Consider the following 11776-nt stretch of genomic DNA (forward strand, 5'->3'; position numbering starts at 1 on the left):
GGAGTGAACTGTATGTTAAAAGCGAATGAAAATGACTTCTCCTATCGCTTCGGTGATAACGGGCCGAAATATTTAATACAAGGTCCAAATATTGATCTTGGCCTTGTTGTCATTCAACCGGGCCAGGAGTTTCAAAACCATTATCATACGACGTGCGAAGAGGTCTTTTATGCATTAGAAGGTGAAATAGATTTCTATGTGAATAATGAAAGAGTTCCAATTAAACAAGGTGATGTCCTGCAAGTTCGTCCTCATGAATCTCACTATCTTATTAACCATTCTGACAAACCTTTTAAAGCTGTTTTTATTAAGTCACCACATTTACCAAATAAAGATACTGTACAAACGGAAAATCCAACATTAACGAAGGAGTGATTTGGAATGACTTGGGGATTTAAAAATCGATTAAATACAATTTTACCTGATGGTAGAGCGGTTATGTTAGCAATAGATCACGGTTATTTCTTAGGACCAATTCACGGACTAGAACAACCACTTGAAACAGTTAAAAACTTACTTCCGTATACAGACTCCCTCTTTTTAACACGCGGTGTACTTAGTTCCTGCATTCCTGAAAACTGCAGCACACCGATGGTTATGCGTGTATCTGGTGGCGCTACTGTCGTCGGTAAAGATTTAGCGAATGAAACAATTGTTACACCTGTAAAAGAAGCAGTGAAGCAAAACGCAATTGGCGTTGGCGTTTCTGTTTTTGTCGGATCAGACTATGAAACACAAACTGTTACAAATCTCGCAAATGTAGTTTCTGAAGCTCATGATTACGGCCTACCAGTACTCGGCATTACCGCAGTCGCAAAGGAATTACAAAAACGTGAAGCTCGCTTTCTAGCACTTGCTTCCCGCGTATGTGTTGAAATGGGTGCTGATATTATTAAAACGTATTACTGCGAAGGATTCGAAAAAATAACGAGCACATGCCCTGCCCCAGTCGTCATCGCAGGTGGCCCAAAACTAGATTCAATTGAAGACGCATTAAACATTACGTACAATGCGCTGCAAGAAGGCGCAATTGGAGTAGACATGGGCCGAAACATATGGCAATCCGAGCACCCAGCTGCGATGATTCAAGCGATACATGGCATTGTGAAGAATGGATTGAATGTGAAAGAGGCGCTTGAACTTTATGATGATGTGAAGAATTAATGTGAAAAGACAGACTATTTATTAGTCTGTCTTTTTTACTTTACAGTGAAACTTTCTTAATCCGTCTTCTAATATGATACATACTTAAATTCTATACACCTTCAAATGATTACTCTTGATGATTACTATTAAGCTTTGAAACTTTCTTACCTTCTCTATAATCAAGACAAGACACTTCAATTAATAAGCCATTAAATACTGTAAAATAAAAACCATAACTACTACCTCGCATCGAATAAGGTTCCTTATCTATTTCAATGCCGCCTGCTACTAAACGATTATACGCTTGATCAACTTCATTTGAAGTATCCACTAAAAAACCAATATGAAAAGCTTCAGGATACATAACTTCCTTATTTCCCTTAAATGCTTTTGGATCGCTCAGCACAAGTATAAATCCACTTTCATCACTCATCACTACTAGTGCCTTTCCCTTTTGCTCCAAAAATTGAAAATCAAAAAATGTTTCAAAGAAATGTCTCGCTTCTGATAAATCATCAACACATAAATTCAAATGATTTAACTTCATTCACTCATCTCCTTTTAAGCAGAGGGTATGTAGACTCATTTTCATAACACTTAAATATGCAAGGTAAGATATTCAAGCGTTCCGTCTAAGACTATGCTTTATAAGTCTAATACTTTTCTCCATAGCCTAGAACGTTTTTTATGACTGCAATTATATAAACCGTTCGACGTGAAATATTAATGTACCTATATAAAATAGTCTCATTATTTATTTTCCAGATTGTGTAGAACCCACTCAACCAGGAAAATTGCTGAAGGGATGCGCTCTGTTGTATCACCTAAAAATAGCTTATTAAGTAACTCATCTAAATGAATTGGCTTATTCGGCAACGTTTGAATATACCTTAAAGCAGATCCCGCTGGCGGTACTGGCTTATTATTAATAGCCCATATCCCTTCTAACAATGTCCAAGTTGACGTATGAACTAAGTATGAAGCTTTTAACTCATCATTTGCTTTTAAAGCAGATTGAATTTTAATAAGCGAACTATGCAACCAATGAGAAATGCCCTTCATTTTGTCACTTGAAACACGATAGTTTTCAAATTCATATGTAGCTATTTCCTTTAACTTTTTTAACTCACCGCTTTTATCAAACAAAATTTTCCCTTCTAGAAATGAGTATAGTTCCATCGGATTGTTTTTAAAGTTTACTTGAATTTGATTAAAATCTGCACCCTTATATTCAACTAAAATATCTTCTCTCATTTCAGAATGAAATTTCTTCTTTTGTCCGTCTTCTAAAAGAATATAGAAGTCTAAATCAGATTCAGGATATGCATCGCCTCTTGCAACAGATCCAATTAGCATGAATCCATTTACCTTTTCCATAGATAAGACTTCCGCTACTATTGTTTGCACTAATTTTTTATGTTGTTCATATGTAATGAATGCAAGTTTTTCTATCATTCCCATCCCCCCAGTAATAAAAAAGAGGATACATGATTGCTTCTACAACATGTATCCTCTGCTTGTATATTACGACTGCTGATAAGCCGCTTTTGATGATTTCACATAATAAACTGCGTGATCCACATTAATGATATGATCTGGTTTTGGTTTACCACGGCCCGCTCTATGTCCAGCTAAGTGTTCTTCACTTGTTTCCCAGTTTTTCCATGCTTCTTCAGATTCCCAGCGAATCATAACGACTACTTCTTCGTCGCCGCGTCTTACTTTTTTCACAAGAACACTTAAGTCAATAAAGCCTTCAAATTTTTCAATAATACCTTCTCCAGTAAAACGTTCTACAACTATATTTGATGTACCTTCTTTTACTGTAAATGTTTTCGTTTCGATAAACATATATCCCACTCCTTCATTGTAATACGAATACTACTATTATAGTTGATTATGATAATTATTTTCAATTATAAAGTTTAAATTTTTCGAATTATGCTGTTTTCTCTTCTATCGCCTCATCTAAAAATTTGAAATATGGGAGTAAGATTCCGATTAAAGAAGTGACACATATAATTGAACCGATAATAAAGTATAGTGCTCTTACTCCCCACATTTCACTCAATATGCCCCCTACTAACACACCTAACGGCATAGCGGATCGTATGAAAAATAATCGCACCGAAAATATTTGTCCTATCATATTGTTCGGAACTGATTGTTGGCATATCGTTGTGTTATAAACATTGAAAAATGCAATACAAACACCTGCAACTATTTCAATTATTACCGCCATTACAATACTGTGGTTAAAACCTAGCGAAATGTATGTGAGTCCCCCGATAAACAATCCTCCAAGCATAAGTATACGCCTGCTTTTATATGTTACTTTTCCGACTAGTATAGATCCAACTACATAGCCAAGTGGGAATCCGGCCATAAAATAACCAAATTCCGCATATCCCGCTGACAGCTCGTCTTTTATATAAGGAAGATTTGTAACCATCGTTACCCCAACTCCAAATTGCACGAAAGTAAGAAATATACCGAGCCAAACGATGATTGGTTTTGTAAAAAAATATGTAAAACCGTGAAGAAACTGTCCAAGCCACGTTTTCCGAATAGGTTGCGACGTTCTATTTTCTTTTATATAAAGTAAGAAAGCACCACTAACAAATAAACAAATGCATACGAAAGATAATGTAAGTTCTGTTCCAATGAAATGAATGACTACTCCGCCTAATACTGGCGCAAGAAACATCATAAGGCGAGTCATTCCATCAATGTACGCATTTGCATCTTGAAGTTGTTCTTTCCCTACAATGCTCGGTGTAATTGCTTGACTTGCAGGTGTATAAAGAGGTGTAATAAGTCCCACTACAATTTGAACAACATAAATGTGCCAAACTTCTATACTACCCGAAACTAGCATCACCAAAGGTAATAAAAATACGGACGCCCGTATCCATTGTGAAAAAATCATAATCCACTTCCGGCTCCATTTATCAATAAATGGGCCACTTATTAATTGCAGTATGAGTGATGGGATGAAATATAATAGCCACATACTACTTAAAGCCATTTCCGATCCTGTTAACTCATATACTAGAATTGAATTACATAACGTTCCGAAAGCCCCTCCTAATTCAGAGATTGCACTACCAATCCACATAAAAAAAAACGAACGATTTTTCAATACATTTTTCAATTTCATACACCAACTTTTCTTTTATATTCCTCCCTTTATGTACATTCTCGTTGTTAATTATCTATTCAAAAACATATCTAATTCTTTCGCTAAAGACTGTACTGCTTTCTTTCTTAATACATATTTTCCATCGTGTATATCCACTAACTTCGCTGCACGTAACAATTTCAAATGGTGGTGTACAGTCGATTTACCAAGTTGCAATCTTTCTGTAATTTCCTGCAATGTTCGTTCTTTTTCGAACAACATTTTTACAATGCGTAACCTCGCTTCATCTCCAAGAGCTTTATGTTTTTGAACTAAAAAATAATTCGGTTCATATGGATCTTCAGGATGGATACTTTCGTTTGCAACTGGATAATGAAATACTTTCGTATCATCAATATCTGCTTCAATATTCCACGGTCTGTACGTCATTTGCGGAATAAGAAGTACGTGATGAACACTTGGCTCTGGCATATAGTTCACTCCGCCAGTCGCCCACTCGACAAACTCTTCCGGCTTCATCTTTTTATTCATTTCATTTTTTGCTTCATAATCTCGTTTTAATATAGAAAGTATTTCTTCTTCCTCACTCTTAATTACACTCTCATACCACCCTGTCATTACAGCGATTAAATGAGATTTCAGCACTTGTACATCTACATCACATATAAAGCGAATGTACGTAGAGAAAAACTGATGATCATGTGTTAATTCCTTTAATTCATGTATTGCACATACAACTCCCGTCGCAGCTAAACGTCTTTTCTCTTCATACTTCTCTCCTAAAAACGGTAAACATATAAATTTCAAATCTTCTTCTGAAAATGAATCAATTTTAAAATTAAACTGCGATAAATCTTGAAAATCCTCTTCATACAATAACTGGAGTAATGCTTTCCACGTATTATGTTCTTCTACAAACTGTAAGTGTTCTCTCATTTCTTCTGTTAATGCTTCCTTAATTTCTTCCCATTCATTTTGACTCTTTTCAAGAGTATCAATTAACCTTTTATGAGTAATCGCAGCAATGCCAAGTGCACATTCGAAAAGTATCGAATATTTCACCTGAACGTTGTATGTTTCCCTTTTTCTGCTCGTTATGTGATAGACCTCCATTTTTATCCCCTCCTTGTTTGCTATATATTAAATTCTATTTTTATCGAATTTAACCTTCTATATTTTTAGAATTATTTTGCGACTTCAAAAAAACTCTAATCAATGAGCAAATAGAGAAAGGTTTATACTCTTTTTCATTCTGACTTAATTAAAGCCTTGATTATTAAGTATCATATTAAAAAGAATTTTTTTAATGGCTCTGTTATAAGTTGTCTTTCACCCTCTTGTGCAACTATAGAAAAGGTTTATTGAAGAGAAAAGAGAATTGGTTTTATGAAGAAAAATGAACAGGAGGCTATACGAATGGGAAGAAAAGAAATGTTGCAAAATGGAGTCCAACAAGTTTTTTACGAAGAAGAATGGTACCCACCAATATCAGAAGCGTTAAAGAATCTTACGGTTGAACAAGCATGTTGGCAACCAGAAGGTGCTGCCAGTAATACGATTTGGGAAAATGTGAACCATTTATTAATCTTTAAAGAACGCCTACTTTCCCGCTTACATGAAGACGACAGATTTGTTGCTCCACAAAATAATGATGAGACATTTATCCAAGGTGGACCTAATGATGATGCCGCTTGGCAGCAAACCGTAAAGCGAACGCTTCAAGTACATGATGCCTTACAATCTTCATTAACCGCCCTTCAAGAAGCAGAACTAGATCAACTAAGTCCTTCTCTACCAGTTTGGCAACAATATATGAATATCCTTTTGCATGATGCTTATCATACAGGACAAATTATACAGCTTCGGAAACTTCAAGGTTCATGGCCAACTCACCGTTCTTATTTATAAAGTGAAATTTTAATCAGCTCTTACCAATCGGGATTTTGCGGGCAGCCCACCCCCACCTCACTTCTTTGCTTTCCTTGAATTTTGAGGTAAAAATCTTACTGCCCGTTAATCCGGAATAAACGATGTTTAAAATCGCATACGTTTAATATCCAACAAAACAATTGAAAACAGCTAATTGTTCGATAATTACTACGATTGCTCAAAATAAAGCAAATTAAAATACATTGATTCCTAACATAACTTACATGCTTCATAACTTCTAATCATAATCCAAATTTGGAAGAATAGATGCTTTTTTATATACAAATAATAACTCTCAAGGAGTTGTTGACATGTATTTCATATTGAATATGTTAGGGATTTTCGTTGTCATATTAATCATTTTCTTATGTTCGCCTAATAAAAAACATATAAAATGGAGACCAATTGTAATTCTCATCCTATTGGAGCTTTTTATTACGTGGTTTATGTTAGGCACAAAGCTCGGCAGTATTATCATTAATAAAATTGCGTCATTTTTCAGTTGGCTACTAGCATGTGCGAATGAAGGTATTCGATTTGCATTTCCTTCAGCTATGGAAAGTCAGCACATTGATTTCTTCTTTAGTGCGTTACTTCCTATCATTTTTGTTATTACTTTTTTCGATATTCTTTCTTATTTCGGAATCTTAACTTGGATTATTGATAAAGTAGGTGCAGTTATTTCAAAGATTTCTCGTTTACCAAAGTTAGAAAGTTTCTTTTCGATTCAAATGATGTTTTTAGGAAACACCGAAGCACTTGCGGTTGTTCGGGATCAATTATCTGTTTTAAAAGAAAATCGATTATTAACTTTTGGAATTATGAGTATGAGTAGCGTTAGCGGATCCATTCTTGGTGCTTATTTATCAATGGTTCCAGCAACATATATTTTCAGCGCAATCCCATTAAACTGTATTAACGCATTAATTTTAGCCAATGTATTAAATCCTGTGGAAGTTTCGAAAGAAGAAGACGTTGTTTACACACCTTCAAAACATGAAAAAAAGGATTTCTTTTCTACTATTTCAAACAGTATGTTAGTTGGGATGAATATGGTTATCGTTATTTTAGCTATGGTAATTGGTTATGTAGCTTTAACAGCATGTTTAAATGGGATTTTAGGATTTTTTGTAACGGGGTTAACAATTCAAAAAATCTTCTCCATTATCTTTAGTCCTTTTGCATTTTTACTCGGTTTATCAGGCAGTGATGCTATGTATGTAGCTGAATTAATGGGGATCAAAATAACGACGAATGAATTTGTTGCAATGATGGATTTAAAATCAAACTTAAAGTCGCTACAACCGCATACGGTTGCGGTTGCAACGACATTTCTAGCTTCTTTTGCTAACTTTAGTACAGTAGGTATGATTTACGGAACTTACAATTCATTATTTGGCGGAGAAAAATCATCAGTCATCGGTAAAAATGTTTGGAAGCTTCTTGTTAGCGGGATGGCTGTTTCTTTATTAAGTGCTATGCTCGTTGGGCTATTTGTATGGTAATTAATTTTTATAATAAAAGACACCCAAGCCAATTGAGTGTCTTTTATTATTATTTTCGAATTTGCCCATTTCCACGAATCACATATTTTGTAGAAGTTAATGCTGGAAGCCCCATTGGTCCTCTTACGTGTAACTTTTGTGTACTGATACCAATTTCCGCTCCGAATCCAAATTCGGATCCATCTGTAAAACGAGTCGATGCATTATGATAAAGTGCCGCGGCATCTACAGAAGTAAAAAACTTGCTGACGTTTTCCTCGTTTTCAGTAATAATTGCTTCAGAATGCATAGATCCATACGTATTTATATGATGAATCGCTTCTTCAACAGTGGAAACCACTTTCACTGCTAGTGTGAGAGATAAAAACTCAGTTTCCCAGTCTTCTTCTGTCGCAAGTAAGATAGAAGAATCAATCGCCACTGCTTTATTATCACCACGTAGCTCCACTCCTCTTTCCTTCAAGGAAGAAAACAACTCGCTACCATATTGCTCTGCCCAATTCTCATGAAGTACAATCGTCTCAATTGCATTACATACAGATGGACGCTGTGTTTTTGCATTTATAATAATATTAAACGCCATTTGTTTATCTGCTGTTTCATCAATGAATATATGACAATTTCCCGCACCTGTTTCAAGTACTGGAACAGACGCTTCTCTCACAACAGTATCGATTAATTGTTTGCCACCTCTTGGAATAAGAACGTCTAGATAATCCTTCATTGTAAACAACTGCTTCGCGCTATTTCGCGTTGTATCTTCTATAAGCTGTACGCTTTCTTGAGGTAAGCTTGTTAGTTTGAGCGCTCTGTGAATAACGGCAACGATGGCCTTATTAGAATGAATAGCAGAAGAACTACCACGTAATATGACTGCGTTTCCTGTCTTCAAACAAATTGTAGCTGCATCCACTGTTACATTCGGTCTTGCCTCATAAATCATGCCTATAACACCAAGTGGTACGCGCATCTCCTGAATAGATAGTCCATTTGGCCTTTCCCATGCACTTACACATTCTCCTACAGGATCACGTAATTCAATTAGCTGCTTAATCCCCTCTGTCATATCAATAATACGATTTTCAGTTAGCAGAAGACGATCAAGGAGTGAATCAGAAAATCCTTTTGCCTTACCTTCTTCAATATCCCTCTTGTTTTCTTCTAAAATATAAGCTGTTTCTAATATTAACTGATCAGCTATTGCGGAAAGTGCTTCGTTTTTTTGCTCTGTAGATTTAAGCACAAGCTCTCTAGCAACCTCTTTTGCTTTTATCCCCTTTGCCAACACTTCATTCATTTTTATTTCCTCCTTTTTAAAGTGAAACCCAATGATCCCTATGGATGACTTCATAACTATGTCTCTCGCCTCTTACTTGAATATCTTGGCTTTGCATACCTTTTACATCTCTTAGTTCCTCTGCACTATATGTGCATTGTCCTTTTCCTATTACGCGCCCTTGTTGCGTTACAACCTCTACAACTTCACCCACTTGGAAAAATCCTGATACATTCGTAACACCAGCTGGAAGTAAACTCTTACCATGCTGAATGATGGCAGTAGCTGCCCCAGCATCTACTTCAATTTGTCCGCTAACAAGCGAATGTAAGGCAATCCATTGCTTGTTCATCTTCATTTCTTTTTGAGGAGCATTACCAACATACGTTCCATCACCCTTACCCTTCAAAACATCTACAAACTTTTCCTGTCCACGTCCTGTTCCGATAAATACACTCACACCAAGAGAGAGCGCTGTCTTTGCAGCATCGATTTTTGATTTCATACCGCCAGTCCCAAGTTTTGAGCCAGCATCTCCTGCAAGAGAAGAAATTTCTTCCGTAACTTCAGGAAGAAAATAATATTTTTTTGCATCCGCATTTTTCTGAGGATTTTTGTCATATAACCCGTTCACATCCGTAAAGATCATAAGCATATCCGCCGAAACAAGCCCGCTTACTAAAGCTGACAGCATATCATTATCACCAAACGTCAGCTCCTCTAAGGAGATGGAATCATTTTCATTAATAATTGGAAGAGCGGAGCGGTTTAATAATTCTCCTAACGTAGCGTAAGCATTACTATATTGTTCTTTTCTAGAAAAATCACTTCTCGTCAGCAAAAGTTGCGCAGTAACGATGCCATATTTACGGAATTCCTCGGTGTACGCCTGCATTAACAAACTTTGTCCGACAGCTGCTGCAGCCTGTTTCCCTTTAATCGTTACAGGTCTGCTAGGATATCCTAGCGCTGAAAAACCTGCAGCGACGGCTCCAGATGTAATTAACACAACCTCGTGCCCATCTTCTTTCAACCGAGCCAATGCGGCAACGTGATCTGAAAGCTGTTCTGTAGAGATGCCTCCGTGACTATCTGCCAAGGAACTACTCCCAATCTTTACAACAACTCGTTGTTTTTTCACTTTTTTATCCCCCAAGTCTAAAATCAAAGTTTTTTATAAATTACACTTCATTCACTTTGTAACTATATCTATTCTCATCAATGCTGCAATGAAGTATTTAAGAGCAAAATAAAAATGACCGCTTCGCCCTTAATAAAATAAAAAGGACGAAACGGTCATTGTTCCGCGGTACCACCTTAATTGATATACATAGATATCCACTTGGTGCCTATAACGCAGGCGAACGCCTAAACTTTCATTTAAGACTCAGGGATAGGTTCGATATATTCTATACGAGGAATCTTTCAGCCGGTGAATTCCACTCTCTTTCGCAAGAAGACATATGTACTAGTTCCCTTCAACGATTTTCAATCTAATTTTTTTATATTATGCGATATAGTTCGATTCGGTGTCAAGAGGTATTTTTAAAAATAAATAGAGCCGCAAGTTATTTGTATGAAATTATCTCCCTACTGAATGAAAATACAAAATGATATAAGTTTAACTCATATTCATAAACATAAAACCTTACATTATAGTGTATATATTTACATAATGTCGAATATAATTAATTTTTATCTTTTAGTGTTGCAAAAAGGAATATATTCTCTTAGAATGTTTCTTTATATTGCACAGGGATGTTATTCTTATTCTAAGAAAATAATATCAAACCGATATAATTGATTATAAAAGGAGCAAAATTGAGTTATTATGGATAAACAAATTGGATTCATCGGTTGCGGAAATATGGGAATGGCTATGATTGGCGGAATGATAAACAAAAATATAGTGTCTTCAAATCAAATTATTTGTTCAGATTTAAACACTGCTAATTTAAAAAATGCTAGTGAAAAATATGGGCTAACTACAACTACCGACAACAATGAAGTAGCTAAAAATGCTGATATTTTAATTTTATCAATCAAACCAGACCTATACGCGTCAATAATTAATGAAATAAAAGAAGTAATCAAAAACGATGCTATCATCGTTACGATCGCTGCTGGGAAAAGTATTGAAAGTACTGAAAATGCCTTTAATAAAAAAGTAAAGGTTGTAAGGGTAATGCCTAATACTCCTGCTCTTGTTGGAGAAGGAATGTCTGCATTATGCCCGAATGAAATGGTGACAGAAAAAGATTTAGAAGATGTACTAAACATTTTCAATAGTTTTGGTCAAACAGAGATCGTAAGTGAAAAATTAATGGATGTTGTCACATCCGTAAGTGGTTCTTCACCAGCTTATGTATATATGATTATAGAAGCGATGGCAGATGCTGCTGTACTAGATGGTATGCCAAGAAATCAAGCATATAAATTCGCTGCTCAAGCTGTGTTAGGCTCTGCAAAAATGGTACTAGAAACAGGAATACATCCGGGTGAATTGAAAGATATGGTTTGTTCTCCTGGCGGAACGACAATAGAAGCTGTAGCAACATTAGAGGAAAAAGGACTGAGAACAGCGATTATTTCAGCAATGCAGCGTTGTACGCAAAAGTCTGTTGAACTATCTGGTCAAACTAAAAAGTAAAACTGTAAAAGAGATCGCGTTAGCTATGAATTCATATGAATTTAATTAGAAATTCACTACATGATAAACGGCCAAACTCATATATACTTGAGTTTGGCCGTTTCAGTTTTAATTATATTAAAATAATT

General features: G+C 35.7%; 12 protein-coding genes and 1 other annotated feature. Of the genes, 5 read left to right on the forward strand and 7 right to left on the reverse strand.

Annotation, left to right across the window (positions count from 1 at the left end; genetic code table 11):
- Positions 1 to 12 precede the first annotated feature (12 nt).
- Both ACTFRU_RS03030 and lsrF read left to right on the forward strand, forming a co-directional pair.
- Complete coding sequence (locus ACTFRU_RS03030) at positions 13 to 375, forward strand: cupin domain-containing protein (protein ID WP_000909986.1); 363 nt, start codon at positions 13 to 15, stop codon at positions 373 to 375.
- Between the two features lie 6 nt (positions 376 to 381).
- Complete coding sequence (gene lsrF, locus ACTFRU_RS03035; RefSeq protein ID WP_000219782.1) at positions 382 to 1164, forward strand: 3-hydroxy-5-phosphonooxypentane-2,4-dione thiolase; 783 nt, start codon at positions 382 to 384, stop codon at positions 1162 to 1164.
- 109 nt (positions 1165 to 1273) lie between these two features.
- On the opposite strand, the gene ACTFRU_RS03040 is transcribed toward lsrF, so the two are convergent.
- From ACTFRU_RS03040 to ACTFRU_RS03060, 5 genes are all read right to left on the reverse strand, one after another.
- Complete coding sequence (locus ACTFRU_RS03040; protein WP_000773081.1) at positions 1274 to 1693, reverse strand: VOC family protein; 420 nt, start codon at positions 1691 to 1693, stop codon at positions 1274 to 1276.
- A gap of 203 nt (positions 1694 to 1896) precedes the next feature.
- On the reverse strand, positions 1897 to 2601 hold the full coding sequence (locus tag ACTFRU_RS03045; RefSeq protein ID WP_000570640.1) for a nucleotidyltransferase family protein: 705 nt from the start codon (positions 2599 to 2601) through the stop codon (positions 1897 to 1899).
- Positions 2602 to 2670: 69 nt separating this feature from the next.
- Complete coding sequence (hmoA, locus tag ACTFRU_RS03050) at positions 2671 to 2997, reverse strand: heme-degrading monooxygenase HmoA (protein WP_000469496.1); 327 nt, start codon at positions 2995 to 2997, stop codon at positions 2671 to 2673.
- A gap of 88 nt (positions 2998 to 3085) precedes the next feature.
- Positions 3086 to 4306: an MFS transporter gene (locus ACTFRU_RS03055; protein ID WP_440037452.1), complete on the reverse strand. Its 1221-nt coding sequence runs from the start codon at positions 4304 to 4306 to the stop codon at positions 3086 to 3088.
- A gap of 51 nt (positions 4307 to 4357) precedes the next feature.
- A complete protein-coding gene (locus ACTFRU_RS03060) occupies positions 4358 to 5401 on the reverse strand; it encodes an ArsR/SmtB family transcription factor (protein WP_440037453.1) in 1044 nt (347 codons plus the stop codon).
- A gap of 303 nt (positions 5402 to 5704) precedes the next feature.
- Here ACTFRU_RS03060 and ACTFRU_RS03065 point away from each other — a divergent pair, with 303 nt between their 5' ends.
- Both ACTFRU_RS03065 and ACTFRU_RS03070 read left to right on the forward strand, forming a co-directional pair.
- Positions 5705 to 6196, forward strand: a complete 492-nt coding sequence (locus ACTFRU_RS03065) for a DinB family protein (protein ID WP_440037454.1) — start codon at positions 5705 to 5707, stop codon at positions 6194 to 6196.
- 332 nt (positions 6197 to 6528) lie between these two features.
- Positions 6529 to 7722 carry a NupC/NupG family nucleoside CNT transporter gene (locus tag ACTFRU_RS03070; protein ID WP_000273596.1) on the forward strand — a complete coding sequence of 398 codons (1194 nt, stop codon included), beginning with the start codon at positions 6529 to 6531 and terminating at the stop codon, positions 7720 to 7722.
- A 49-nt stretch (positions 7723 to 7771) separates the two neighbouring features.
- Here the strand turns inward: ACTFRU_RS03070 and ACTFRU_RS03075 are convergent, their stop codons facing one another.
- Both ACTFRU_RS03075 and proB read right to left on the reverse strand, forming a co-directional pair.
- A complete protein-coding gene (locus ACTFRU_RS03075; RefSeq protein ID WP_001006609.1) occupies positions 7772 to 9019 on the reverse strand; it encodes a glutamate-5-semialdehyde dehydrogenase in 1248 nt (415 codons plus the stop codon).
- Between the two features lie 16 nt (positions 9020 to 9035).
- Entirely contained in the window at positions 9036 to 10139 is a 1104-nt protein-coding gene (gene proB / locus ACTFRU_RS03080) for a glutamate 5-kinase (RefSeq protein WP_006924529.1), read from the reverse strand.
- 139 nt (positions 10140 to 10278) lie between these two features.
- Positions 10279 to 10489 (reverse strand) — a binding site (T-box leader).
- Between the two features lie 340 nt (positions 10490 to 10829).
- Between proB and proC the strand changes: the two genes are divergently transcribed.
- Positions 10830 to 11648 (forward strand): pyrroline-5-carboxylate reductase, encoded by an 819-nt coding sequence (gene proC, locus ACTFRU_RS03085; RefSeq protein ID WP_000360725.1) that lies wholly within the window; start codon positions 10830 to 10832, stop codon positions 11646 to 11648.
- The last annotated feature ends 128 nt before the right edge of the window (positions 11649 to 11776 follow it).

The organism is Bacillus cereus group sp. MYBK220-1 (assembly GCF_051916445.1).
Lineage (GTDB): Bacteria > Bacillota > Bacilli > Bacillales > Bacillaceae_G > Bacillus_A > Bacillus_A cereus.

What these genes read in the sequence shown, in the direction of transcription:
- ACTFRU_RS03075 (WP_001006609.1), bottom strand. Translation starts at nt 9,019, where the DNA reads ATGAATGAAGTGTTGGCAAAGGGGATAAAAGCAAAAGAGGTTGCTAGA.
- hmoA (WP_000469496.1), bottom strand. Translation starts at nt 2,997, where the DNA reads ATGTTTATCGAAACGAAAACATTTACAGTAAAAGAAGGTACATCAAAT.
- lsrF (WP_000219782.1), top strand. Translation starts at nt 382, where the DNA reads ATGACTTGGGGATTTAAAAATCGATTAAATACAATTTTACCTGATGGT.
- ACTFRU_RS03060 (WP_440037453.1), bottom strand. Translation starts at nt 5,401, where the DNA reads ATGGAGGTCTATCACATAACGAGCAGAAAAAGGGAAACATACAACGTT.
- ACTFRU_RS03070 (WP_000273596.1), top strand. Translation starts at nt 6,529, where the DNA reads ATGTATTTCATATTGAATATGTTAGGGATTTTCGTTGTCATATTAATC.
- ACTFRU_RS03045 (WP_000570640.1), bottom strand. Translation starts at nt 2,601, where the DNA reads ATGATAGAAAAACTTGCATTCATTACATATGAACAACATAAAAAATTA.
- ACTFRU_RS03055 (WP_440037452.1), bottom strand. Translation starts at nt 4,306, where the DNA reads ATGAAATTGAAAAATGTATTGAAAAATCGTTCGTTTTTTTTTATGTGG.
- proC (WP_000360725.1), top strand. Translation starts at nt 10,830, where the DNA reads ATGGATAAACAAATTGGATTCATCGGTTGCGGAAATATGGGAATGGCT.
- ACTFRU_RS03065 (WP_440037454.1), top strand. Translation starts at nt 5,705, where the DNA reads ATGGGAAGAAAAGAAATGTTGCAAAATGGAGTCCAACAAGTTTTTTAC.
- ACTFRU_RS03030 (WP_000909986.1), top strand. Translation starts at nt 13, where the DNA reads ATGTTAAAAGCGAATGAAAATGACTTCTCCTATCGCTTCGGTGATAAC.
- ACTFRU_RS03040 (WP_000773081.1), bottom strand. Translation starts at nt 1,693, where the DNA reads ATGAAGTTAAATCATTTGAATTTATGTGTTGATGATTTATCAGAAGCG.